The 23618-nt window shown below is 76.9% G+C and carries 24 protein-coding genes and 1 riboswitch; of the genes, 10 read left to right on the top strand and 14 right to left on the bottom strand.

The genetic code is table 11. The features are described from left to right. Window positions 1-53: 53 nt before the first annotated feature. The 3 genes from ACYVOF_RS07975 to ACYVOF_RS07965 all read left to right on the top strand — a co-directional run bounded on the left by ACYVOF_RS07975 (window position 54) and on the right by ACYVOF_RS07965 (window position 2507). A complete protein-coding gene (locus tag ACYVOF_RS07975) occupies window positions 54-1175 on the top strand; it encodes a septum formation family protein (RefSeq protein WP_460865380.1) in 1122 nt (373 codons plus the stop codon). Between the two features lie 3 nt (window positions 1176-1178). After that, the gene (locus ACYVOF_RS07970; RefSeq protein WP_460865378.1) at window positions 1179-1529 is read left to right on the top strand and encodes a metallopeptidase family protein; all 351 of its coding nucleotides are present in this window, start codon (window positions 1179-1181) and stop codon (window positions 1527-1529) included. Window positions 1530-1682: 153 nt separating this feature from the next. Continuing rightward, the gene (locus ACYVOF_RS07965) at window positions 1683-2507 is read left to right on the top strand and encodes an ANTAR domain-containing protein (RefSeq protein WP_460865376.1); all 825 of its coding nucleotides are present in this window, start codon (window positions 1683-1685) and stop codon (window positions 2505-2507) included. A gap of 13 nt (window positions 2508-2520) precedes the next feature. On the opposite strand, the gene ACYVOF_RS07960 is transcribed toward ACYVOF_RS07965, so the two are convergent. Then, complete coding sequence (locus ACYVOF_RS07960) at window positions 2521-3309, bottom strand: SDR family oxidoreductase (protein ID WP_460865374.1); 789 nt, start codon at window positions 3307-3309, stop codon at window positions 2521-2523. Window positions 3310-3473: 164 nt separating this feature from the next. Between ACYVOF_RS07960 and ACYVOF_RS07955 the strand changes: the two genes are divergently transcribed. Together ACYVOF_RS07955 and ACYVOF_RS07950 are read left to right on the top strand one after the other, a co-directional pair. Further along, complete coding sequence (locus ACYVOF_RS07955) at window positions 3474-3638, top strand: antitoxin (protein ID WP_460865523.1); 165 nt, start codon at window positions 3474-3476, stop codon at window positions 3636-3638. A gap of 94 nt (window positions 3639-3732) precedes the next feature. Further along, window positions 3733-3933 carry an antitoxin gene (locus tag ACYVOF_RS07950; protein WP_460865372.1) on the top strand — a complete coding sequence of 67 codons (201 nt, stop codon included), beginning with the start codon at window positions 3733-3735 and terminating at the stop codon, window positions 3931-3933. 15 nt (window positions 3934-3948) lie between these two features. Here ACYVOF_RS07950 and ACYVOF_RS07945 read toward each other — a convergent pair whose 3' ends face one another. From ACYVOF_RS07945 to ACYVOF_RS07920, 6 genes are all read right to left on the bottom strand, one after another. Further along, window positions 3949-5088: an aromatic ring-hydroxylating oxygenase subunit alpha gene (locus ACYVOF_RS07945; RefSeq protein WP_460865370.1), complete on the bottom strand. Its 1140-nt coding sequence runs from the start codon at window positions 5086-5088 to the stop codon at window positions 3949-3951. Beyond that, complete coding sequence (solA, locus tag ACYVOF_RS07940; protein ID WP_460865521.1) at window positions 5085-6218, bottom strand: N-methyl-L-tryptophan oxidase; 1134 nt, start codon at window positions 6216-6218, stop codon at window positions 5085-5087. The genes ACYVOF_RS07945 and solA overlap by 4 nt, the downstream gene beginning before the upstream one ends. A gap of 41 nt (window positions 6219-6259) precedes the next feature. Continuing rightward, the gene (locus tag ACYVOF_RS07935; protein ID WP_460865367.1) at window positions 6260-8656 is read right to left on the bottom strand and encodes a GcvT family protein; all 2397 of its coding nucleotides are present in this window, start codon (window positions 8654-8656) and stop codon (window positions 6260-6262) included. Window positions 8657-8765: 109 nt separating this feature from the next. Then, window positions 8766-9188 carry a PaaI family thioesterase gene (locus ACYVOF_RS07930; RefSeq protein WP_460865366.1) on the bottom strand — a complete coding sequence of 141 codons (423 nt, stop codon included), beginning with the start codon at window positions 9186-9188 and terminating at the stop codon, window positions 8766-8768. Continuing rightward, window positions 9185-10714 carry a carboxylesterase/lipase family protein gene (locus ACYVOF_RS07925; RefSeq protein ID WP_460865364.1) on the bottom strand — a complete coding sequence of 510 codons (1530 nt, stop codon included), beginning with the start codon at window positions 10712-10714 and terminating at the stop codon, window positions 9185-9187. Before ACYVOF_RS07925 ends, ACYVOF_RS07930 begins: the two co-directional genes overlap by 4 nt. Window positions 10715-10740: 26 nt before the next feature. Further along, window positions 10741-11553: an IclR family transcriptional regulator gene (locus ACYVOF_RS07920; RefSeq protein ID WP_460865362.1), complete on the bottom strand. Its 813-nt coding sequence runs from the start codon at window positions 11551-11553 to the stop codon at window positions 10741-10743. A 216-nt stretch (window positions 11554-11769) separates the two neighbouring features. On the opposite strand from ACYVOF_RS07920, the gene ACYVOF_RS07915 reads away from it, so the two are divergent. Further along, on the top strand, window positions 11770-12093 hold the full coding sequence (locus ACYVOF_RS07915) for a bifunctional 3-phenylpropionate/cinnamic acid dioxygenase ferredoxin subunit (protein WP_460865360.1): 324 nt from the start codon (window positions 11770-11772) through the stop codon (window positions 12091-12093). A gap of 123 nt (window positions 12094-12216) precedes the next feature. Continuing rightward, a complete protein-coding gene (locus ACYVOF_RS07910; RefSeq protein ID WP_460865358.1) occupies window positions 12217-13026 on the top strand; it encodes an ESX secretion-associated protein EspG in 810 nt (269 codons plus the stop codon). Between the two features lie 16 nt (window positions 13027-13042). Here ACYVOF_RS07910 and ACYVOF_RS07905 read toward each other — a convergent pair whose 3' ends face one another. From ACYVOF_RS07905 to ACYVOF_RS07895, 3 genes are read right to left on the bottom strand one after another with little or no spacing between them, the layout of a single operon-like run. Beyond that, window positions 13043-13693 (bottom strand): histidine phosphatase family protein, encoded by a 651-nt coding sequence (locus ACYVOF_RS07905; protein WP_460865357.1) that lies wholly within the window; start codon window positions 13691-13693, stop codon window positions 13043-13045. Beyond that, the gene (gene pheA, locus ACYVOF_RS07900; RefSeq protein ID WP_460865354.1) at window positions 13690-14619 is read right to left on the bottom strand and encodes a prephenate dehydratase; all 930 of its coding nucleotides are present in this window, start codon (window positions 14617-14619) and stop codon (window positions 13690-13692) included. The genes ACYVOF_RS07905 and pheA overlap by 4 nt, the downstream gene beginning before the upstream one ends. A 21-nt stretch (window positions 14620-14640) precedes the next feature. Then, window positions 14641-15414 (bottom strand): hypothetical protein, encoded by a 774-nt coding sequence (locus tag ACYVOF_RS07895; RefSeq protein WP_460865353.1) that lies wholly within the window; start codon window positions 15412-15414, stop codon window positions 14641-14643. A gap of 26 nt (window positions 15415-15440) precedes the next feature. On the opposite strand from ACYVOF_RS07895, the gene ACYVOF_RS07890 reads away from it, so the two are divergent. Together ACYVOF_RS07890 and ACYVOF_RS07885 are read left to right on the top strand one after the other, a co-directional pair. Beyond that, a complete protein-coding gene (locus ACYVOF_RS07890) occupies window positions 15441-16235 on the top strand; it encodes a DUF2470 domain-containing protein (RefSeq protein ID WP_460865351.1) in 795 nt (264 codons plus the stop codon). 188 nt (window positions 16236-16423) lie between these two features. Next, complete coding sequence (locus tag ACYVOF_RS07885) at window positions 16424-17260, top strand: CPBP family intramembrane glutamic endopeptidase (protein ID WP_460865348.1); 837 nt, start codon at window positions 16424-16426, stop codon at window positions 17258-17260. Window positions 17261-17264: 4 nt separating this feature from the next. On the opposite strand, the gene ACYVOF_RS07880 is transcribed toward ACYVOF_RS07885, so the two are convergent. Both ACYVOF_RS07880 and ACYVOF_RS07875 read right to left on the bottom strand, forming a co-directional pair. Further along, window positions 17265-18077, bottom strand: a complete 813-nt coding sequence (locus ACYVOF_RS07880) for an SDR family NAD(P)-dependent oxidoreductase (protein WP_460865346.1) — start codon at window positions 18075-18077, stop codon at window positions 17265-17267. Next, window positions 18074-19408, bottom strand: a complete 1335-nt coding sequence (locus tag ACYVOF_RS07875; RefSeq protein WP_460865344.1) for a cytochrome P450 — start codon at window positions 19406-19408, stop codon at window positions 18074-18076. Before ACYVOF_RS07875 ends, ACYVOF_RS07880 begins: the two co-directional genes overlap by 4 nt. Before the next feature lie 79 nt (window positions 19409-19487). Here ACYVOF_RS07875 and ACYVOF_RS07870 point away from each other — a divergent pair, with 79 nt between their 5' ends. Beyond that, window positions 19488-21011: a flavin-containing monooxygenase gene (locus ACYVOF_RS07870; RefSeq protein WP_460865342.1), complete on the top strand. Its 1524-nt coding sequence runs from the start codon at window positions 19488-19490 to the stop codon at window positions 21009-21011. A 78-nt stretch (window positions 21012-21089) separates the two neighbouring features. On the opposite strand, the gene ACYVOF_RS07865 is transcribed toward ACYVOF_RS07870, so the two are convergent. Both ACYVOF_RS07865 and ACYVOF_RS07860 read right to left on the bottom strand, forming a co-directional pair. Continuing rightward, window positions 21090-22199, bottom strand: a complete 1110-nt coding sequence (locus ACYVOF_RS07865; RefSeq protein WP_460865341.1) for an NlpC/P60 family protein — start codon at window positions 22197-22199, stop codon at window positions 21090-21092. 17 nt (window positions 22200-22216) lie between these two features. Further along, a riboswitch (cyclic di-AMP (ydaO/yuaA leader) is annotated at window positions 22217-22377 on the bottom strand. 114 nt (window positions 22378-22491) lie between these two features. Then, window positions 22492-23517: an NADPH:quinone reductase gene (locus ACYVOF_RS07860; RefSeq protein ID WP_460865340.1), complete on the bottom strand. Its 1026-nt coding sequence runs from the start codon at window positions 23515-23517 to the stop codon at window positions 22492-22494. Window positions 23518-23618: the final 101 nt, after the last annotated feature.

Genomic DNA, 23618 nt, shown 5'->3' with positions numbered 1-23618 from the left:
CGGCCGGCACCGGCCCCACCGTCACGGTGTGCCAGCGGGCATCATGGTCGGTGATGTCCACTACGTCCACCCCCGGCGGCCCGCCCACCGGCCCCGCCACCACCCGGGGCCTGCTGGTCGCGCTCGCGGTCGGCGCGCTGCTGGTGGCGGCCGCGCTGACGCTGACCACGGGCCGGCCGGGCACCAGCAGCACCGCGGTGGCCAGCAGCCCGCTGGCCGCGACGGGCAGCGTGCCGCGCACGGGGGCGGTCTCGGGCAGCGCCTTCGCCACGGCGACGGCGGGCACCTGCCTGACCTGGGCCGCCGCGGACCTCAGCGACCTGGCGCAGGTCCCGTGCACCGAGCCGCACCTCGTCGAGGTGGCCGGCAGCGTGGACCTCGCCCGCTACCCGGGCACGGAGTTCGGCCCCAGCGCACCGTTCCCGGGCACGGTGCGGCTGACCCAGCTGCGCGACGAGGTGTGCGAGCCCGTCGCCCAGGACTACCTGGACGGCCGCCTCGACCCGTACGGCCTGTACTCGGTGGGCCTGGTCAACCCCGGCGAGGCGGCGTGGGCGGCGGGGGAGCGGACGCTGCGCTGCGGCCTGCAGCAGGCCGGCCGCACCGGGACCCTCACCCCGGTGGTCGGACGGGTGGCCGACCTCGACCAGTCCGACGTGACGGCGGTGGGCACCTGCGCGGGCATCGAGGCCACGCTGCCCGGCGACCCCGTCGACTGCTCCGCCGCGCACGCCTCGGAGACGATCGCGGTCGTCGACCTCGCGGGCCAGGTGCCCGGCGACCCACCGTCGGACGCCGACCAGGACAAGGTCCTCGAGGCCGCCTGCACCAAGGCCTCCGACGACTACACGGGGGCACCGGGCGGCGCCGCCGCGGCGAAGCTGACCGTGTTCTGGGACGACGTGCGCCCGGCGAGCTGGCTGGCGGGCAGCACGCGGGTCAACTGCTACGTCGGCCAGCAGCTGGCGGGCGGCGGGTTCGCCCCGCTGACGGGCTCGGCACGGGCCGGCGGCACCCCCGCCGCGCCCCCGGCCGCCCCGGCCCCCGGTGCGCCGGGCACCACGACGACGCCGGGCACCACCGCCACGCCGGGTGCCACCGCCACGCCGGCCGTCCCCACGACGACGCCCGCCCCCGCGACCACCCCGGCCGCGACCACGACGCCCGGGGGCTGAGCGGTGCCCGTCGCCGTCCCGGAGCCCGAGTTCGACGACCTCGTCGCCGACGCGCTCGACCTGCTCCCCCCGGCCCTGACCGCCGCGATGGACAACGTGGTGGTGCTGGTGGAGGGCCGCGACCCCGACGAGCCCGGCCTGCTCGGCCTCTACCGCGGGATCGCGCTGACCGAGCGGGACTCCAGCTACGGCGGGGCGCTGCCCGACACCATCACCCTCTACCGCGACGCCCTGCTCGAGGTGTGCGACAGCCGCGAGCAGGTGGTCGAGGAGGTGGCGGTGACCGTGGTCCACGAGGTCGGCCACCACTTCGGCATCGACGAGGCGCGGCTGCACGAGCTCGGCTGGGGCTGAGCGCCGCCCGGCGGGCTGTCGTTCGTCGGGCTGTCGTTCGTCGGGCACCGCCCCCCCGGACCTGACACGCTGCGGCTGCCTGCTGCTTCAGCAGCGAGGCAGCAGGCGCCCGGTGGTGCACCCACCGGGCGGCGTCAGTGATACTCGGCGCCCATGAGTGCACTGACGGACGGGCAGCCGCTGCGCCCCGACGGGGCGCTCGGAGCGGTGCGCGCACTGCTGACGACCCTGGCGGGCAGCCTGGAGGACGAGGGCGGCATCGTCGTGCTGCTGCAACGGGTGGCCGAGGTCGCCCACGAGCAGCTGCCCGGGGTGGACTGCGCCGGCACCACCATCCACGTGGGCGGGCTCACCTACACCGCCAGCTTCACCCACGAGTGCACCCTCGAGATCGACGAGGACCAGTACCGGGTGGGCGACGGGCCGTGCCTGACGGCGGCGCGCGAGGACCGCACCGTGCTCGTCGACGTCGACGGCCAGGACGCGGAGCCCGGTGACGACGACGCGGGCGGCACGACCGAGGACCCCTGGCCCCGCTTCACCGCCGCGGCGCGCCGGGAGGGGTTCCACTCCTTCCTCGCCTCACCGCTCTCGGTGGACGGCAGCGCCATCGGGGCGCTGAACCTCTACGGCCGGGCGCCGCGGGCGTTCGACGACGTCGACGTCGACTTCCTCGAGGTGCTGTGCTCGGCGACGTCGCGGGTGCTCTCGAGCTTCGTCGCGCTGACCGACGCGCAGCGCAGCGCGCGCACCATCCGCGACGCGCTGGTCACCCGGGCGCCGATCGAGCAGGCCAAGGGCATGCTCATGGTGGTCCACGGCATCGACGCGGACGCCGCGTTCGCGATGCTGTGCCGCGAGTCCCAGGACACCAACCGCAAGCTCGCCGTCGTGGCGGCCGAGCTGGTGGAGCGCCTCTCCGCCGGGGCGGGCGGGGCAGCACCGTCCTCGACCCCGCCCCCCGACCCCGCCCCGTGACCCCGCCGGCCGGCTAGGTCGAGAGGCGCCGCACCGTGAACCGGGTGATCCAGTCCGGACCCACCGCGCGGGCGGCGGCCTGCAGCTTGGCCTGGGTGCCGACGACGCGGTGCGGGGACCGCATCGGGATCTTCTCCCCCGGGCCCTCGCGCAGCACCAGCTTCACCATCGCCAGTCCGATGCCCTCCGGGGTCAGCCGCACCCCGAGGTTGCCCACGCTGCGGGCGTGCGCTGCCTCGTCGATGAGGTTCGTCCGCACCCACAGCGGCATGAGGCTGCGCACCCGGACCGGCTCGTCGACCCACTCGAGGTCGAGGGCCTCGGTCAGCGAGCGCACGGCCGCCTTGGTCGCGGCGTAGAGGGCGATGTCGGGCTGGCCGTAGAGCGCGGAGGCGGAGCCGGTGTTGACCAGCACGGCGTCGCGGCCCCGGCGCAGGTACGGCAGGCCCGCCGAGGCCCCCAGGACCACGCCCAGGACGTTGACGTCGAGCTGCAGGCGGTGCTGGGCCACGGTCTGCTCGGCGAGCGGCCCGGAGACCAGCACCCCCGCGTTGTTCGACAGCGCGTCGAGCGCGCCGTCCGGGCAGAGCTGGGCCAGCGCGCGGTCCCACGCCTCGGGGTCGCGCACGTCGAGCTCGCCGGTCACCGCGCGGGAGTGCCCGTCGGCCACCCGCTCGCAGGCCTCGCCGTCGAGGTCGTAGAGACCCACCCGCCAGCCGCGGTCCAGGAACTGCCGCGCTGCGGCGGCCCCGATGCCGTTGCCCGCCCCGGTGATGAGGATGGTGCGCGGTCCGGCGGTCACGCGGTCTGCCTGCTCATGGGTGTCCCTACTGATCGGTAGCACGGTTGTGCACCGGAGCATAGGGAACCGCTCGCACCGCCGCGCACGTCCCGCCCGCCTACTGTCGTCCAAGATCGTCGGGCCGACCGGCCCGCACCGAGACCGAGGAGACCGTCGTGGCGTTCATGGACAAGGTCAAGCAGATGATGGGCAAGCACGACAAGCAGGTCGACCAGGGGCTGGGCAAGGCCGGCGACGCCGCCAAGCGCAAGAGCCCGGGCCACGACGGCCCCATCGACAAGGTGGTCCGCAAGGCGCAGGACACCACCCGCCCCACCGACCGCCCCTGACCGGCAGCACCTGACCGCCGTCGCGGCGTCTCCTAGCATCGGGGGACGCCCGGCGGCGTCCGTCGCGGGCGAGGAGACGAGACGGAGGCTCACGGTGTCGCTGTTCGACAAGGCCAAGAAGGCGATCGACGACAACGAGGAGAAGGTCGACCAGGCCCTCGACAAGGTGGGCGACGCGGCGAAGAAGCGGTTCGCCGGCCACGACGCCCAGATCGACGAGGCCGTCGACAAGGCGCAGGAGATGACCGGCCGCGGCGCGGAGACCGCCCGCGAGCACCGCACCGACCGGCCCTGACGCCCCTCCCCCGGCTCAGGCCGCGTGCGGCCCGAGCCGGGCGAGCAGCCAGGCGTGGAAGTCCGCGATGTGGTGCTCCGAGGGCACCAGCACCCCGCCCCCGGCGTAGGCCCGGGACGCCATGGCCGGCTGGCAGCGCTCGCAGGCGTCGAAGTCCTGCTGGTTCACCCGGTGGAACAGCTCGACCGAGGCGCTGAGGTCCACACCGGACTCGAGCGTCGCCGGGGCGTAGAGCCAGTCGCACTCCACCACCGTGCGGTCGGCGGCCAGCGGCACCATCCGGTGGACGATGACGTGGTCGGGCACCAGGTTGACGAACACCGTGGGCCGCACGGTGACGGCGTAGTAGCGGCGGTCCTGGTCGGGGTCGATGCCCGGCAGCGCCGCGAACCCGGCGGAGCCGTCGACGGTGAAACCCTCGACCCCGCTGCCGAACTCGGCGCCGTGGCCGACGAAGTACTGGGCGGCGAAGCCGTCGGCGAACTCGGGCAGCACCTCGGTGAGCTCGGGGTGGATCGTCGCGCAGTGGTAGCACTCCATGAAGTTCTCCACGACGAGCTTCCAGTTGGCGGCCACGTCGTAGGTGATGCGCCGACCCAGCGCGAGCGAGCCGACGTCGTAGCGCTCGATGCTGGCCAGGTCGCCGAGGCGCTCGACGACCGCGCCCTGCACCTCCTCGGCGAACGAGGGCGGCTCGTCGGCCAGGCACACCCAGGCGTAGCCGAGCCACTCCTGCAGGGCCACCGGCAGCAGGCCGTTCTCGCGGCGGTCGACGTCGGGCATCTTGGTCAGGTTGGGCGCGGCGACCAGCGTGCCGTCCAGGCCGTAGGTCCACGCGTGGTACGGGCACTGCAGGCTGCGGCCGGCCGAGCCCTCCGCCTCCGTGCACAGCCGCGCCCCGCGGTGCCGGCAGATGTTGAGGAACGCCCGCAGCACCTGGTCACGGCCGCGCACCACCAGGACGCTCTCGGTGCCCACCTGCACGGTGCGGAACGAGCCGGGGGTGGGCAGGTCGTCGGAGCGCACCGCGCAGAACCACATGCGCTCCAGCACCTGGCGCTGCTCGGCGGCGAAGATCTCCGGGTCGGTGTAGTACCGCCCCGGCAGCGTGCGCAGCAGGCTCCCGGGCCCCGGGTCGAGCGCCTCGGCGGTCACGCCGTCACCGCGACGTTCCCGGCGGGCGCCGCAGCCCCGACGAACCGCGCCGGGTCGAACAGCCCGACGGGGTGCGCCGTCGTGCCGGTGGTCGCGAGGTCGGCCAGCACCTCCCCGATGACGGGCACGAACTTGAAGCCGTGCCCGGAGAAGCCGCACGCCACGGTGACCGCGTCGTGGCCCGGGTGCGGGGCGACGACGAAGTGGTGGTCGGGCGTGGTGGTGTACATGCACGCGACGGCGCGCAGGCTCGGCCCGTCCAGGCCGGGCAGGATGGCGGTGGCGCGGCGACGCATGACGTCGACCTCCTCGGCGGAGACGGTGCGGTCCAGGGCGTCCGGGTCGGCCTCGGTGCCCCGGCGGAAGAACGCGATCTTGGCCCCACCGGCGGGGCCGTCGTGGGCGGGGAAGCCGTAGACCTGGCTGCCGGTGGCGTCCTCGTGGACGTAGACGGGGTGGTCCACCCAGTCGCGCACCCCGCCGACGGGGTCGAACCAGTGCATGACCTGCCGCTCGACGGTCATGGGCACGGCCAGGTCCGAGAGCAGCTGCGGCGCCCAGGCTCCCGGGCACAGCACGAGGTGGTCGGCGGTGTAGGTGGCCGCGGCCGTGCGCGCCCAGACCCCGCCGCCGGGGGTCTCGCCCCACGCCAGCGCGGGCTCGCTGAAGTGCAGGTCGGCCCCCGCGCCGGCGGCGAGCTCGAGCTGGGCGGCCACGGTCACCTCGGGGCGGGCGAAGCCGGCCTCGGTCTCGAACACCCCGACCTCGTCGTCCCCGGGGGCGAAGGTGGGGAACCTCGCCCGGATCTCGGCGGCGTCGAGCAGCTCGTGGGCCAGGCCCCACTCGCGGGCGGAGCGCAGGGCCCCGCTGACGGTCTCGGAGCTCGGCAGGCCGCAGAACAGGCCGCCGGTGCGGGCGAGCACGTCGGCGCCCGAGTCCGCGCCGAGCCGGTCCCACAGCTCGTAGGCGCGCAGCAGCAGCGGCACGTACGCGGGGTCCTCGAAGTAGGCCTGCCGCACGACCCGCGAGCCGCCGTGGCTCGAGCCCAGGGCGTGGGCGGGGGTGTGGCGCTCCAGGCCGGTCACCCGCACCCCCCGCTCGGCGAGGTGCTGCGCGGCGGCGCTGCCCATCCCCCCGAGACCGACGACCAGGACGCTCTGCTGGGCCACCACTACCTCCGGATCCTCGTCATGTCGGGGTCGACCAGCGGCGTGGCGGCCACGGTGGCGCCGAGCTGCTTGCCGAAGTACTCCACGGCCAGCGCCGTGCCGGGCTCGGCGCACGCGGCGGGCACCCAGGCCAGGGCGACGCAGCGGCCCACGGTGGGGCTCCACGCGGCGGAGGTCACGTACCCGCACGCGGTGTCGCCGCGGCGCACCGGCTCGTGGCCCAGCACCACCGCGCTCGCGTCGTCGAGGGTGAGGGTGACCAGCCGCCGCTCCGGGGCGACGCCGGTGCGCTCCGCCGCCCGCACCGCGAAGTCCAGGCCGTGCGCGGCCGGGCCCTGCTCGGGGGTGAGCTCGTGGGAGGCGTTGGCGTAGCCCTTCTCGATGCGCAGCGTCTCCACCGCACCCCGCCCGACGGCGCGCAGGCCGTGCCCGCGACCCACCTCCCACAGCGCGTCCCACAGCCGGGGCCCGGCCTCGGCGGCGGCGTAGACCTCCCAGCCGAGCTCGCCGACGTAGGAGACGCGTTGCAGCAGCACGGGGACCCCGGCGACGGTGGTCTCCACGGCCCGGAAGTAGCGCAGCCCGGTGTGGCTCACGTCGGCCGGGGTGAGCGGGGCCAGCACGTCGCGGGCGGCCGGGCCCCACAGGCCGAGGCAGCAGGTGGCCCCGGTGACGTCGCGGACCGTCGTGCCTGCCGGCGCGGCGCGGCGCAGCTGCTCGAGGTCGCGGGGCGAGTTGACGCCCACCTGGAAGCGGTCGGCGGCGAGCCGGGTCACGGTGAGGTCGCTGCGCACCCCGCCCGCGGCGTCGAGCAGCAGGGTGTAGGTGACGCTGCCGACGGGCTTGTCCAGGGCGTTGCTCGTGCTCGCCGTCAGCAGCGCCAGCGCACCGGGGCCGCTGACCTCGAGGCGCTGCAGCGCGGTCATGTCGACCAGGCCCACGGCCTCGCGGCAAGCCCGGGCCTCGGCGACCACGGTCGGGGACCAGTTGCGCGCCGCCCACTCGTCGCGCTCCGGCGCCCCGGCGGGCAGGTCGGCGTTGGCCTCGAACCACAGCGGGCGCTCCCAGCCCGCCCCGACCCCGAACACCGCGCCGAGGGCCACCTGGCGGGAGTGGAACGGGCTCACCCGCAGGTTGCGCGGCTCGGCGGGCGGGTCGAGGGGGTGCAGCACGTCGTAGACCTCGACGAAGCTGCGGGTGCTGCGGGCGAGCACCACCTCCGGGGCCAGCTCGGCGTCGGCGAAGCGGTAGAGCTCGGCCTCGCGCAGGTCGACGCCCGGTGCGCCGTCGACGAGCCACTCGGCGACGGCGCGGGCGATCCCGGCGGAGTGGGTGACCCACACGGCCTCGGCCACCCACAGCCCGGCGACGTCGCGGTGCTCGCCGATGACGGGGGCGCCGTCGGGGGTGAAGGAGAAGATGCCGTTGAAGGCACCGTCCACCCGGGACTCCCCCAGCCGCGGCAGCAGGCCGACCGCATCGGACCAGCTGGGGGCGAAGTCGTCCGGGGTGAAGTCCATCATGGACGGCATCGCGGTCCCGGTGCCGTCGAGGTCGGCCGCGGCGACGGGCATGGGGCGGTGGGCGTAGGACCCGATGCCGACCCGGTCACCCTCGTGCACCCGGTAGTAGAGGTCGCGGTCCTGGTGGCGGACGATGGGCAGGCCGCCGCCGTGGGTGCCCGGGGTGCCGGCCAGCGCGGGCACCGGCGTCGTCGTCGCGTACTGGTGGGCCATGGGGGTCAGCGGCACGGTCATGCCGAGGCGGCGGCCGAGCTCGGCGCCCCAGAACCCGGCCGCGCACACCACGAGGTCCGCGGGGACGACGCCCTCGGCGGTGCGGACGCCCGTCACGCGGCCGCCGGCGTGGACGACGTCGAGCACCTCCTGCTCGCCGACGAAGCGGGCGCCGCGGGCGGTGGCCCGGCGGGCCTGCGCCTCGCACGCCGCGGGGGCGTCGGCCAGGCCGTCGGTCGGGGTGTGCAGGGCGCCGAGGATGCGGTCCGCCTCGAGCAGCGGGTGGCGCGCGGCGGCGTCCGCGGCGTCGACGAGCTCGGCGGGGATGCCCCAGGCCTGCGCCCAGCCGTGCTTGCGGTGCAGGTCGGCCCAGCGCTCGGGCGTGGTGGCGACCTCGAGGCCGCCGACGGGGGTGAAGCAGGGGCGGCCGTCCACGCCCAGCGCGCCGAGCTTGGTCGCCGTGTACCGGGCCAGGTGGGCCATGGTGCGCGACGGGTTGGTCTGGAACACCAGGCCCGGGGCGTGCGAGGACGAGCCGCCGGTGAGCGGGAGCGGGCCCCGGTCCAGGACGGTGACGTCCGTCCAGCCGCGGGCGGTCAGCTCGTCGGCGAGCGAGCAGCCGACGATCCCCGCCCCGACGATGACGACGCTCGGGTTGCGCACTTCAACCACCCCACGTTGTTGCTTGTCGCGCAACTCCTTCGTAGTGCGCAACAGCAGCGTGGATCACGGGTGCCCCCGCCGTCAAGGGTGGTGATCACCGGTGTGTCGCTCAGGACGGCAGCGCGACGACCGACTTCGTCACCTGGCCGGCCGCGACCACGCGCCCCGCCGCGGTGACCTCGGCGCGCAGGAACGCCAGCGTGCGGCCGCGGCGCAGCAGCTCGCCGCGCACCTCGACCACGCCGTCACGGGGCACCCCGCGCATCAGCTGGGCCGCGCAGTCGTGGGTCAGCGCGTTCTCCGCCGCACCCAGGTGGGGCAGCACGGCGAGGTAGCAGGCCACGTCGAGCAGGGCGACGTGGATGCCGCCGTGCAGCACGTCGACGTTGTTGACCGACGCCGCGCCCACGGTCATCCGCACCCCCTGCGCCGGGTCGGCCGGGTCGAGGAAGGTGAGCCCGAGGTAGCGGTGCAGCGGGATCTCGAGCAGGCCCTCCGCGCGGGCCGCGGTGACCTCCCGCGGCGCGGTCACCGGTAGCCCTGGTAGCTCTCCCACGCGCGGCGCCGCTCCGCGCGCGGGTCGTCCTCCACGTGGTCGTCGCGGTCGAAGACGTAGGTGGCCCGGCCCGGGTCGGTGTAGCGGGGCCAGCCCGCCCCCGGGTCGCGGTCGTGGGCGAAGGCCGCCCACCGCGCCTGCACCCGCGTGCTCACCCGCCGGAGGTCGCCGCGGCCGCCCATCGAGGTCTGCAGCAGCGCGAGCGGGGCGTTGAGCGTGCCGAACACCGCGGCCAGCTCCGTGCCGTGCGTGGCGTCGAGGCCGGCCACGCGGTTGGCCCGGGTGGCGAAGTCGTAGCGGTAGAACCACGTCGGCGCGACCTGCGAGTGCCCCTCCGCAACCAGGATGCTCGGGTGCCAGAAGGCGTAGTCGCCACCGATGTCCTCGCAGGCCCGCTTGCCCGGGTAGCCGGGGTAGGCCGCCACCACCCGCTCGCGCGCCTCCGGGTCCGTGCCGTCGAACAGGGCCCGGATCCGCTCCTCGCTGGTGGGCAGGATGTCCATGACGCGCGGGAAGAAGGCGCCCTCCCGGTCGTTGGTCCCGATGACCAGCGGCACCGGGTGGGTGCCGCCCGCCCGGGCGGCGTCGACGGGGTGGGCGGGCAGCAGGTCGCCGTCGACGACGGGCGAGAAGCTGGTGGTGCCCTCGTCGACCCGCGGGCCCTGGGTGAAGAAGCGGGTGGCGGTGCGGACGAGCACGTCGGTGGGCGCGGTGGCCAGCGCGAGCTCGCCGTCGGCGACGTCGGCCCCCAGCAGCTCGACGAACGTCCGGCCCCACCCGGCGGCGCGCTCGGCGGAGAACACCGCGCCGGGTGCGGGGCTCTCCGCGATGGCGCCCGAGAACAGCCCGCGGGCCGAGGGGGTGGCCAGCAGCGTGGTGACCGCAGTGCCGCCCGCGGACTCCCCGAACACCGTCACCCGCTCCGGGTCCCCGCCGAAGGCCGCCACGTTGTCCCGGACCCAGGCCAGGGCCGCGACCTGGTCGCGCAGGCCGAGGTTGGACTCGAACGTGGCGTGCTCCCCGGAGAAGGCCGTGAAGTCGAGGTACCCCAGCGCGCCGATGCGGTAGTTGAACGAGACGTGGACGACGTCGGCGGCGCGGACCAGCCCGGCCCCGTCGTAGCTCGACGCCGAGCTCGCCCCGATGGTGTTGGCCCCGCCGTAGACCCACACCACGACGGGCCGCGCCGGGCCGTCGTCGTCGGGCGCCGTGACGCCGAGGGTGAGGCAGTCCTCGCTCATCCGGGTGAAGCGCCCCGCCCCGAGCGTGGCCAGCTGGCGCTGCTGCGGCGGCACCGGGCCGTGGTGCACCGCGTCGCGCACCCCGGACCACGGCACCGGCGGCTGCGGGGCGCGGAAGCGCAGCGGGCCCACCGGCGGGGCGGCGTAGGGGATGCCGCGCCAGGTGCGCAGCCCGCCGCGACGGGCGCCGCGCACCTCCCCGGCGGTGGTGGGGCGGACGAGGTCCGCGGCGGGCCGGGGCGGGGTCAGGGGCAGGCGCACCCGGCCATCATCGCGGGTGGTCCGGGTCAGGGGGCGGGCAGGTGGCCGAGCCGGCGGGAGACCTCCGCGGCCGCGGCCACGACGTGGGGGGCCACCACCTCGAAGCGGTCGCGGCCGAGCCGGTAGGCGGGGCCCGACGCGCTGAGCGCGGCGACGACGGCACCGGTCTCGTCGCGGACCGGCGCGGCCACGGCGTTGAGGCCGACCTCGAGCTCCTCCTCGGCGCACGACCAGCCCGCCGCGCGCACCTCGGCCAGGCGGGCGGCGAGCACGGCGTGGTCGGTGACGGTGCGGCCGGTGTAGGCGGTGAGGTGCTCCCCCGTCACGGCCACCACCTGGGCGGGGTCGAGGCCCGCGAGCAGGGACTTGCCCGTCGACGTGGCGTGCAGCGGGGTCGCCTGGCCCACCCAGGTCTGCAGCGCCACCCCCGCCGGGCCGCTGGCCTCGAGGATGTTGATGGCGCGGCCGTCGTCGAGGATGGCCAGGTTCACCGTCTCCCCCAGCACCTCCGCCAGGCCCTCGCAGGCGCGCCTGCCCTCGCGGGCGACGTCGCGGCGCGCCATGGTCGCCCCCGCCAGCCGGACCAGGGTGAAGCCCAGCCGGTACTTGCCGCGCTCGCTGAGCTGCTCGACGAACCCGCGGTGCTCGAGCACGGCCACCAGCCGGGACACGGTGGACTTGTGCACCCCCAGCTCCTCGGCCAGCTCGGTCACCCCGGCGGGCTGCCGCGCGGCGAGGATCTCCAGCACGGCGAGCGCGCGGTCCACGGACTGGACCGGCGCGACGGGGTCGGTGGCGGAGCTGGCGGGACCGGCGGCATCGGCGGTGGTGGGGCTCACGGGGTCCGAACCTAGGCGGTGCCGCTGCCCGGTTCGACCGGAACGGCCGCGGGCCACGGCGGTCGCGCCCGGGCTCCGACACGCCCGGGCGGGACGGCGTGGGTCACAGGTGCTTGACGCCGCCCGTCGGAACCGATCACGCTGTTGCGTGCACAGCGACTGTTGCGACAGGAGCACCAGACGGCGTCCTCGGCGCCACCCCCGGAGGGAGCGGCCATGACCGTCATCTCGCAGATCCCCGTCTGCTCCGTCGACGAGCTGCCGCCCGGCACCGCGCTGCGGGTGGACCTGCCCGGTGCCGTCACCGAGCCCGTCGCCGTGTTCAACGTCGACGGCGAGCTGTTCGCGATCGACGACACCTGCACCCACCAGGACGCCTCGCTGGCGGACGGCTGGGTGGAGGGCTGCGCGGTGGAGTGCCCGCTGCACGCCGCGTGCTTCGACCTGCGCACCGGCGCCACCAGCGGCGGACCCACCAGCCAGGGGGTGCGCACCCACGTGGTCGCGGTGCACGAGGGGACCGTCTACCTGGCGCCCTGACCCGCCACCCCGCACCGGCACCACCGGCCCGGCCGATCGGGCCCGCCCCCCGGGCCGGGGTTGTTACCGTTCGCGACGGTCGGGGGACCAGGAGTGGCCGGCACGGGGGCGGGGAGCACGACGGTGACGAGCACGGTGGGCGGACGGGTCCGCATGTCCACGGTGGGGTTCGACCTGCTGTGGGAACGCCTGGGCCTGGGCGCCTACCCGTTGGTGTTCCCGCTGCTCTCCCACGGCGCCACCGACCTCGAGCGGGTGCGGCTGCTCGACGCCGCGCGCGCCGAGCTGCTGGCCGACGGCGTCCTGGAGGGCCCCGACGTCACCCCGCGGGTCGCGGCGTGGCTGCGCACCCTGGCCGCGCCCGCCGAGGAGGTCCACGTCCGCCGCGTCGCCACCACGGGGGTGCTGCGGGCGAGCGTGGTCCGCGGGCCCGACGCGACGGGCCCGGCCACGGCACCCGACGTCTGCGTGCGCGCCGTCCTCGCCGACGGGACGGTCACCCTGACGCCGGTGCACCCCGGGGGCGTGGCCGCGGCCGCGGTGGCCCTGCTGCCCGAGGCCCCGGCGGGGGACGGCGGGCAGCTCAGCGCACCCTCGGCGGCGCTGGCGGAGGCCTTCGCCGCAGGCCAGGACGGGCCCGACGGGTTCACGGTGGTGGCCCGGCGGCTCGGCGCGACCCGCGAGGACGCGACGACCCTGGCCCGGGCGCTGGCCACCACCGGCGCGAGCACGCAGCTGGGCGTGGCGATGACGCGCGACGGGCAGCGCACCGCGCACCCGCACGTGGTCCTGGTCCACGACACCGAGGCCGGGCGCTACGTGCTGACCGAGCGGCCGGCACCCGACGGCACCCCGTGGGCGACGCTGCGCCCGGCCACGCCCGCCCAGGTGACGCGCGCGGTCGCGGAGCTGCTGACGGACGCCCGCGGCTGAGACAGCCGCCGGGGTGCTACAGCGCGTCCGGCGGCTCCTCGTCCGGCGGCGGCGCGACGAACGGTGGCGTGTGCGCGCCCCACCGCAGGCACTCCCAGCCCCCGTCGGCCCGGGGGGCGAGCTCGATGCGCTCGGTGTTGTCCAGCCGCCGGTCGAGGGCGAAGCGGGGGTCGACCCCGGTCAGCGCCGCCGCCACCAGCCGCACCACCGCCCCGTGGCTGACGAGCACCACGTCCCCGGGGCCGGCCGGGCGCAGCCGCTCGACCACCGGCAGGTAGCGGGCCAGGATCTCCGCCGCGGACTCCCCGCCGGGCACCCGGGCCCCCCGCTCCCCGGCGAGCCAGCGCGCGTAGACCTCGGTGAACCGCTCGTGGGCGGCCTCGTCCGCCCGGCCCTCGAGCTCACCGGCGTCCGTCTCGTGGGTGCCCTCCTCGACGGCCACCCCGAGGCCCAACGCGGCGGCGAGCGGGGCCGCGGTCTGCTGCGCCCGGGTGGCGACGGAGGCGTGCACGGCCGTCACCGCGTGCCCGGCCAGCACCTCGACCAGCGCACGGGCCTGCGCCTGCCCGCGCTCGGTCAGCGGCGCGCCGGGCGGGCGGGTCTCGAGCCGGTGGGCGACGTTGGCGGTGCTCTCCCCGTGGCGGACCAGCAGCAGCCGCCCGGTCACGGCCGGCCCGTGAGCAGGCCCGCGACCCACCCGGCGGCGGCGTCCGCGTCGTCGGGCGGGGGCGTCCCGGCGGGCTCCGCGGCCGGCCACGACCCCAGGTAGCGGACGTCGGCCGCGCTGCGGCGCAGCGCGGCCAGGGCCTCGGCCACCGGCCGGTCGGCGACGTGGCCGACCCAGTCCAGGGCGAACCAGTAGGTGCCCAGGCCCGTCCGGGTGGGCCGGGACTCGATGCGGGTGAGGTCGATGCCGCGCACGGCCAGCTCGGTCATGGCCGCGACCAGGGCGCCGGGGACGTTGGTGAGCTCGAGGACCACCGCGGTGCGGTCGTGCCCGGTGCGCGCCGGGGGCGGGCACGGCCGGCGGACGAGCACGAAGCGGGTCTGCGCGCCGGCGACGTCGGCCACCCCCTCGGCCAGGGCCAGGAGCCCGCGCTGCCGGCCGGCGAGCGCGGTGGCCACCGCGGCGTCGACCCGCCCCGCGGCGACGTCCTCGGCGGCGGCGGCGGTGGACGACGTGGTCTCCAGCACCGCGCCGGGCAGGTGCGCCTCCACCCAGCGGCGGACCTGCGCGGCGGCGTGCGGGTGGGTGCGCACGGCGCGGACGTCGGCCGCGGCGGCGCCGGGGCGGACGAGCACGGCGAAGCTCACCGGCAGCACCGCCTCGGCGACGACCTGCAGCGGCGCGCCGGTGGCCAGCGCGTCCATCGTCGGGGTCACCTGGCCCTCGACGGAGTTCTCGATCGGCACGCAGGCCGCGTCGACGTCCCCGGCGCGCAGCAGGTCCAGCGCCTCGGGCGGGGTGGTCGCGGGGACCGCCTCGACGTCCTCCCCGGCGAGCCCGCCCCGGTCGACGGACACCTCGGCGAGCTGCTCGAGGGCCGCCTGGCAGAAGGTGCCGCGGGGACCGAGGTAGGCGACGCGCAGCACGTCGGCCACCCTATCCGCGGGTCAGGGCGCCAGCCCCCGGGCGGCGAGCGCCGCGGCGACCGCCACCGGGTCCGGCACCGCCACCGAACCGAGCACCTCCCGCACGGCGGCGCCCGCGGCCTCCCCCAGGCGGGCCAGGGCCGCGACGTCCGGCGCGGCCCACGCAGCGCGGACGTCGGCCCCGCGCAGCGCGGCCACGGTCGCGGCGAGCACGGCCAGCACCCCGTCGACGCCGTCGGCGCGCGCGACGAACGGCCGGTCGGCGTGGGCGAGGACGGCCAGGAAGTCCGCGGCCCGCCCCGCTGCCCCGGTGTCGTCGCCGGGGTCGTCGCCGGGGTCGTCGCCGGGGCCGTCGCCGAGGTGCGCCGGCAGGCCCGCCCGGTGCCCGGCGGCCACGACCCGGGTGACGTCGGCGTGCCAGGTGCGGCCGGGGGCGACGAACACCACCAGCTCGTCGGGGTGGGCGAGCACCGCGGCCAGGTCCCCGCCCGTACCCCCGTCGACGTCCACCTCGCGGCGCACCACACCGGGCACGGGCCCGCCGGGCTCGCGGTGCGGGTCCAGCCGCACCGCGACCGGGCCGAGGCCGGGCCCGAGCCGCGGGTCGGCGGCGTCGCGCACCGGCACGCCGTGGATCGCGCCGGGGTGGGGTCCGCCGCCGGAGGCGTCGTCGAGCAGCGCCGTCAGCAGCCCGCCGGCGGACCGCGGGGGCAGCCCGAGGGTCAGCGCGACGGGCACGGGACCACCGGTGCTGCCACGGGGGCCGACGCTACCCACGCCGACCTCTTGGCTCATGACTTAGGGCAGGCTAACCTCAGGCCATGAGGCACCCCGCGACCACGCCGAGCCACGCCGAGCAGGTCCGCACCGTCAGCGCGCGGACGGCGGGGGCGGTGCTGGCCCTGGGCGGCGCCGACCCGCTGGCCTCCCCGGTGCACCTGCTGCGGGACGGGTCCGGCGGCGCGCCCGAGGTGCTGCTCCTCGCGCCCCGCGAGCACCCCGTCGCGGAGCTCGCGGGGCGCCACCCGGGCGGGACGGGCCTCCTCGAGGTGACCGACACGGCGCCGGTCGCGCTCCGCGAGCCGGTGCGGGGCCTGGCCTGGCTGCGCGGCACCGTGCACGCCGTCGCGCCGCGGCAGCAGCGGTCGCTGGCCCTGCTCCTCGCCGCACGCCACCCGGTCGACGCCCTGCTCGACGTCGGGCGCGGGGCCACCCTGCTGCGGGTGGTCGTCGGGTCCGCCGTGCTGGCCGACGCCTCGGGGGCCGCCGCCGTCACCGCCGCCGACCTGGCCGCGGCCGCGCCGGACCCCTTCACCGACGTGGCCGACGCCTGGCTGCGCCACCTGGACACGACGCACCGCGACCTCATCGGCGCGCTGGCCCGCCACCTGCCGCCCACGCGGCACCGGGGCGTCCCCCGCCCGCTCGCCCTCGACCGGTGGGGCCTGACGCTGCGGGTGGAGGCGCCGCCCGGGTCCGGGCCCGACGTCGACGTCCGGCTGGGGTTCGCCGCCCCGGTCCGCGACACCGCCTCGCTGCAGGCGGCGCTGCGGGCGCTGGCGGGGTGCCCGTTGCGGCGCGGGCTGACCGCGCGCAGCGCCCGGCCCACGCCCTGACCCGGGCCGGCCCCGGCCCTCTCCCCCAGCCCGAGGTGAGGGTGGAGCGGACCCCGACCCGGGCTCGCTGCTGAACCGGGGTCGGGGTCCGACGACGTCGCGGCGCCGCTGGCGTCGTGACGGGCGAGGAAAAGGTAAGGCGAGACCGAGTTGCGCGCAACAGATCACGGCCGCGCTACCGTCGCGGCGTGACCACCGCCACGGGCCGCCTCGCGGCGTGGCTGCGTCCGGCCCCGGCGCCGGTCGAGACCGTGGCCCCCGAGCGCCGCCGGGGCGTCGTCGTCGAGGTCGTCGTCGTCCTGCTGGTCACGCTGGGGCTCTCCGGGCTGCGCAGCCTGGTCTCGCTGCTGGACTCGCTGGCCTCGCCCACCCCGCTGGCCCAGCAGACCGTCGCGCTCAACGCGCCGCAGGCGCAGGTCGGGCTGCTCGACCTCGCCGCCCAGCTGCTGTCGGTCACCCGGCTGGTGGCGTGGGGTGCGCTCGGGGCCTACCTGCTCTGGCGCGGGGTGGGCACCGCCCCGCGGGGCCGCGCGGCGCTGCGCGCGGTGGGCCTGGACCGCCGCCGCCCCGCCGCCGACGCCGCGGGGGGCGCCGGCCTGGCCGCGCTCATCGGGATCCCCGGCCTGGGGCTCTACCTGCTGGCCCGGGCCGCGGGCCTCAACCTCACCGTGCTGCCCGCCACCCTCGACGACACGTGGTGGCGGGTGCCGGTGCTCGTCGCCTCCGCGGCGGGCAACGCCTGGGCCGAGGAGGTGCTGGTCGTCGCCTACCTGCTGACCCGGCTGCGCCAGCTCGGGGTGGGCGAGAACCGCTCGCTGCTCGGCGCGGCCGTGCTGCGCGGCAGCTACCACCTCTACCAGGGCTTCGGTGGGTTCCTGGGCAACCTGGTGATGGGCCTGGTGCTGGGCCGGGTGTTCCAGCGGACCGGCCGGGTGCTGCCGCTCGTCGTCGGCCACACCCTCATCGACGTCGTCGCGTTCGTCGGCTACGCCCTGCTCGGCGCCCGCCTCGGCCTGCCGTCCTGAGCGGTCAGCCGCGCAGCCGGCGGGCGTGGCGGCGCTGGCGGCGCCGGGCGTCGGCCAGCACCAGCGGGGTCAGCCGGACCGCGAGCCCGGGCAGCGCGTCGAACAGCCGCACCTGCGCCCCGCGCCACCGCGGCACCGTCAGCACGGGCCGGGGGCGTTCGAGCACGCGGCCCACCGCCCGCACCACGTCGTCGACCTCGAGCAGCACGCCGGAGTAGGAGAGCGCCGCCGACGGGTCGTCCAGGGTGTCGTGCAGCATCGGGGTCCAGATGCCGTCCGGGCACACGCAGCTCAGGTCCACCCCGCGCTCCCCGGCGACCCGCAGGTCGGCCAGGGTGCCGAGGGTGAACGCCAGCGCGGCGTGCTTGGAGGCCGAGTAGACCGCCTCCCCGGTGACCGCGACGAGGCCCGCCAGCGACACGACGGTGACGACGTGCCCGCGCCGCGCCGGGCGCATCACCTCGAGCGCGGCGAGCGTGCCGTGCACGACCCCGAGCGTGTTGACCTCGAGCTGCAGCCGCCGGGCCGCCTCGTCCTGCTCCCACGCCGGGCCCAGCACCAGCACCCCGGCGTTGTTCACCCACACCTCCAGCGAGCCGGCGCGCGCCACCGTCTCCTCGGCGGCGGCCCGGCACGCGGCCTCGTCGCGCACGTCGAGCGCGGAGCCGAACGCGCCGCCGCCGATCTCGGCCGCGGTGGCCCGGGCGGCGTCCCCGTCGAGGTCGGTGACGTGCACGGTGTGCCCCCGCTGCGCGAGCAGCGCGGCGATGCCCCGTCCCAGCCCCCGGCCGCCGCCGGTGACCAGCGCGCCGCTCACGCGGGCACGGGTGCCGGGGCGCCGAGCTCGACGGGCAGGGTCGCCCAGCCCCGCAGCACGCGTGTCGGCCGGCGGGTGCCGGGCCCGGCGACGGCGAGGTCGGGGAAGCGCTCGAACAGCGTCCGCAGGCCCACCTCGCCCTCCTGCCGGGCCAGCGCCGCGCCCAGGCAGAAGTGCCGCCCGCCGGAGAAGGCGAGGTGGCGGTTCGCGTTGCGCCGGCCGACGTCGACGGTGTCGGGGTTCTCGAACACCTGCGGGTCCCGGTTGGCGCCGGCCAGCACGAGGATGACGATCTCGCCCGCGGCCAGCCGGTGCCCGGCCACCTCGGTCTCGCGCCGCGCCATCCGGGCGGTCAGCTGCACCGGGGACTCCAGCCGCAGCGTCTCCTCGACCGCGGTCGGCCACAGCGCGGGGTCGGCGCGCAGCCGCTCGAGCTGGTCGGGGTGGTCGACGAGCATGCGGGCCCCGCTGCCGAGCAGGTTGACGGTGGTCTCGAACCCGGCGGCGAGCACCAGCCCGGCGGTGGCGCGCAGCTCGCGGTCGTCGAGGCCGACGCCGTCCTCGCGCGCGGCGACGAGCTGGCTGAGCAGGTCGTCACCGGGGTTGCGGCGCAGGCTCGCGAGGTGCTCGCCGAGCCAGGTGTCGAAGCCCCGCAGCCCGGCGTCGACCTGGCGGAACTGCGGCCAGGTCAGGCCGATGTCCAGGCTGGGTGCGGCGAGCTCGCCGAAGCGCAGCACCCGCTGCCGCTCGGACTCGGGCACCCCGAGGATCGCGCTGATGACGGCCACCGGCAGCTGGGCGCAGTAGCGCTCGACGAGGTCGACGGTCCGGCCGGCGCGGGCGTCCGCGGCGAGCTCGTCGAGCAGCCGGTCCGCGGTGGCCTGCACCATGTCCCGCAGCCCGGCCACGGCCCGCGCGGTGAACACCGAGGAGACCAGGGTGCGGTAGCGGGTGTGCTCCGGCGGCTCGACCGAGAGCAGCGAGGGCTCCTGCAGCGGGTGCAGGGCGCTGCCGCGGGTCAGCCGCTCGATCGCGCGCAGCGGCGCGGGGGCCGCCACGCCCACGGAGGTGACGGCGAGGTCGTCGGAGCGCAGCAGGGCGAAGGCGACCGCGTGGTCGACGGTGATGCGGCCGACGCGGGTCCGCACCAGGGCCCCCTGCTCGCGGATGCGGGTGTAGGTGCCCAGCGGGTCCGCCCGGGTGGCCGGGTCGGCGATGAGCATGGCTTGCGGGTCCCCCGCGCGCGCCGCTTGTCCCGAGAGCACCCGGACGGTGCCGTGCAGGGACGCCCAGCGCAGCGCGAGGCGGGGCAGCGAGGTGAGGTCGGCCATGGCGCGACGCTAGTCGACACACGTTCACTGATCAACCGATCACGTGCGATCGACCGGGTGGCTGTCTACCGTCGTCGACGTGACCACCACCGAGGCCGGCGCCTCCCCCACCGCCGCCGCCGACACCCCGCCCGAGCACGTCGACGTCGTCGTCGTCGGGGCCGGGCTCTCCGGCGTGGGCATCGCCGACCAGCTGCAGTCGTCCCGGCCGGGGAGCAGCTACCTCGTCCTCGAGGCCCGCGAGCGGCTCGGCGGCACCTGGGACCTGTTCCGCTACCCCGGGATCCGCTCGGACTCCGACATGATGACCCTCGGCTACCGCCGCCGCCCGTGGCCGGAGGCCTCCGCCATCGCCGACGGCCCCGCCATCCGCGACTACGTGGCCCGCACCGCGGACGAGCAGGGCATCACCGACCGCGTCCGGTTCTCCCGCAAGGTCACCCGGGCGGAGTGGTCGTCGGCCGACGCCCGCTGGACGCTCACCGTCGAGCGCACCGACGCGGGAGCGGGGCCCGGCTCGGACGCGGCCACCACCGAGACGCTGACCTGCCGCTTCCTGGTCTCCGCGAGCGGGTACTACCGCTACGACGCCGGGTACACCCCGGACTTCGCCGGGGTCGAGGACTTCGCCGGCACCGTGGTGCACCCGCAGCAGTGGCCCGAGGACCTCGACACCACCGGCCGCGACGTCGTCGTCATCGGCAGCGGCGCCACCGCCGTCACCCTCGTCCCCGCCCTGGCCCCCACGGCGCGCAGCGTGACGATGCTGCAGCGCTCCCCGTCCTACGTCCTGGCCGTGCCGCGCCACGACGCGCTCGGGGCGCTGCTGCGCCGGGTGCTGCCCGCCCGGGCGGCCACCACCGTGGTGCGCTGGAAGAACATCGCCCAGATGAAGGGCCTCTACGGCGCGAGCCGCCGCTGGCCCCGGGCCGTGCGACGCCTGCTGCTCAAGCAGGTCACCGCCGCGCTGCCGCCGGGCTTCGACGTGGCCACCCACTTCACCCCGACCTACGACCCGTGGGACCAGCGGCTGTGCTTCGTGCCCGACGGCGACCTGTTCCGCGCGATCCGCGAGGACGGCGCGCAGGTCGTCACCGACCACGTCGACCGGTTCACCCCCACCGGGGTGCGGCTGCGCTCGGGCCGGGAGCTGCCCGCCGACGTCGTCGTCACCGCGACCGGCCTCGAGCTGCTCGCCCTCGGCGGGATCACGCTGGTGGTCGACGGCTCGCCGGTGTCGCTGCCCGAGACCGTGGCCTACAAGTCGCTCATGCTCGCCGGGGTGCCCAACTTCGCCTTCGCCCTCGGCTACACCAACGCGTCGTGGACCCTCAAGGTCGACCTCGTCGCCGAGTACGTGGTGCGGCTGCTCGACCACCTCGACGCCGGCGGGTGGGCGGCGTGCGCCCCCGTCGCCGACGCCTCGGTGCCCACCCGGCCGCTGCTGGACTTCGCCGCGGGCTACGTGCAGCGCTCGATCGGCTCGTTCCCGGTGCAGGGCGAGACCGCGCCGTGGTCGGTGACGATGCGCTACCTCACCGACCGGAAGGCACTGCGCCGCGGCTCGGTCACCGAGCACATGCGCTTCTTCGGGCGGCGCTAGGCCGGACGCGACGAGGGCCGCACCCCGGTGGGGGTGCGGCCCTCGTCACGGGTCCGGTGCTGCGGGTCCTGCGAGCCGTCAGATGCGACGGGCCCCGGAGTAGTCCATGTACTGCATCGGGGCGACCTTGACCACGTCACCCTCGGTGGGGGCGTGGACGACCATGCCGTTGCCGGCGTAGAGGCCGACGTGACCGCCGCCGTAGAAGATCACGATGTCGCCGGGCTGCAGGTCGGACTGGGAGACCGCGCTCCCGGCGCCGGCCTGGCCGCCGGAGGTGCGGGGCACGCTGACCCCGGCCTGGGCGTAGGCCCACATGACGAGGCCGGAGCAGTCGAAGCTGTCCGGGCCGGCGGCGCCGTAGGAGTACGGGCTCCCGACCTTGCTCAGCGCGTACTGCAGCGCGGCGGCACCGACGCCGGTGCCCGCCGGGGCGGTGTAGGCGGGCGCGGCCGAGGTGGCGGCCGTCGCGGTGGCGGCCGCGGGGCTGCCGGCGGGGGCGGAGAAGCCGGCGGGGACCGGCGTGCCGAGGTAGCTGGTGCGCTGCTCGGCGGTCAGCGAGGCGAGCTTGGCGCGCACCTGGCCGGCCTGGGCGTCGAGGTCGCCCTTCTTCGCCGCCAGCTGGTCCTCGGTCGCCTGCGCGGCCGTGGCGGCGTCGCTGGCGGCCCGGGCGGCGGCGGCCGCGTCGGCCTGCGCCTGGGTCGCCTGCTGCTCGGCGGCGGAGTACGCGGCGACGCGGGCGTTGGTGTCCGCGGCCAGCACGTCGAGGCCGGACATCTGGTCGAGCAGCTCCTGCGGCGACTTGCTCAGCATCAGCGCGGACAGCGAGCTGACGCGGGCGCCCTGGTAGCTGGCCGAGGCGAGGCTGTCGACGGTGCCCTGGAACTCGGCCTGGGTGGCGTGCGCCTGGTCCAGGGACGCCTGCGCGGCGCCCACCTGGTCCTGCGCGGTGCGCTCGGCGGCACGCTTGGCGGTCAGGTCCTCCTGTGCCACGAGGACCTGCTCGTTGAGCGCCTCGGCCTGGTGGCTGATCTGGGCCAGCTGCTGCTCGGCCTCGGAGGCGGTGGCCGGGACCACCGGGTCGGCGGACGCGACGGGCGAGACCGACGGGAGGAGGGCGACGCCGGCGGCCACGAGGCCGGCGACGAGGGAGCGGCGCAGGACGCGCGCGGGTGAGGGTGGCGCCACGGTGAGGGGTGTTCTCCTTCTTCCTCGAACTCCGCCTACCGGGTTAGCTGACGGGTTCGGGCCGGGAAGATCGGCCCTACCACCACGGCCCGCACGCGGGCAGCGGTCGATTCACCCCAACGACACCTGGGTTCCCGGCTCGGCACCCCCGACGGGGCCGACTCGGCGGTACCCGGCGGCGTCACCCCGTTCGGGACGACTGACCTCCGCCAGGTCTCGAGAAGGTTACGGATCGACCCCCGTCCCGTCCACCACCACCCCCCTCCGGTCACGGCGCGGTCACGGGGCGCCGTCACCGCGTCGGGTCGACCAGGACCTTGCCGACGGCCCCGTCCTGCACCGCGCGCTGCGCGGCGACCGTCTCCGCCAGGGGGTAGCGGTGCAGCGGCAGGCCCGCTTCCTCGCCCACCCGCAGCGCGCCGGCGGCGACGGCGTCGACCACGCCGGCCACCGCCTCGGCCTTGGCCGCCGCGGGCACGGTGTAGAGCAGCACGTGCTGCAGCCGGGCGTTGACGGTCATCAGCGGCCGCACCCCCCAGCCCTGGGAGTCCCCGCCGTTGTTGGCGTAGATCGCGACGACGCCGTCCGGGGCCAGCACGGCCGCGTCGATCGCGGCGTTCTGCGCCGGGGCGACCTCGACGACGGTGTGCACGCCGTCGGGGGCGAGCCCGCGGACCGCCGCGGCGACGTCGGTCGCCGTGTAGTCGACGACGTGGTGCGCCCCCGCCGCCCGGGCCAGCTCCCCCTTGGCCGGGCCGCTGACGGTGGTGACGACCTGCGCCCCGGCCCACACCGCGAGCTGGATGGCCGCGTTGCCCACGGCCCCGGCGCCCCCGGCGACCAGCACGGTGCGCCCGGCCAGCGCGCCGGCGGCGAGCCGGCTGGGCCCGCCCTCGGCGACGGTGAGGCAGCGGGCCGCGGTGAGGAACGGGACGCCGAGGTCCGCGCCGAGCTCGAAGGACGCCGCGTCGGGCAGCGGGACCGCGAGCTCGGCGGGCACCAGGGCGAGCTCCTGGGCCGTGCCGGTGAGTCGCTGGTAGGCGGCCAGCCACACCCAGACCCGCTGCCCGACGCGGCCCGGGTCGACGCCCTCGCCGACCTCGTCGACCGTCCCGGCGCCGTCGTGGTGCGGCACCTGGTGCGCGCCCTCGGGGATGGCCGTGTGCGGGGAGGTGCTGCGCGACTTCCAGTCCGTGGGGTTGACCCCGGACAGCGCCACCCGCACCCGGACCTCGCCGGGGCCGGGGTGGGGCTCGGGCAGGTCGAGCAGCTCGAGGACGTCGAGGTCCCCGGCGCGGGCGTAGCCGACGGCGCGCATCAGCGGGCGCCGGACGGGGCGAGGGCGGGGACGACGGGTGCGGTCACGGCCCCGATCCTGCCCCGCGCAGGCGCCCTCGTGCGCAGGGCCACCCGCTAGGT

The organism is Rhodococcus aerolatus (genome assembly GCF_054783215.1).
The sequence above is the reverse complement of the archived record's forward strand: the minus strand, read 5'-3'. Positions and strand labels throughout refer to the sequence as shown.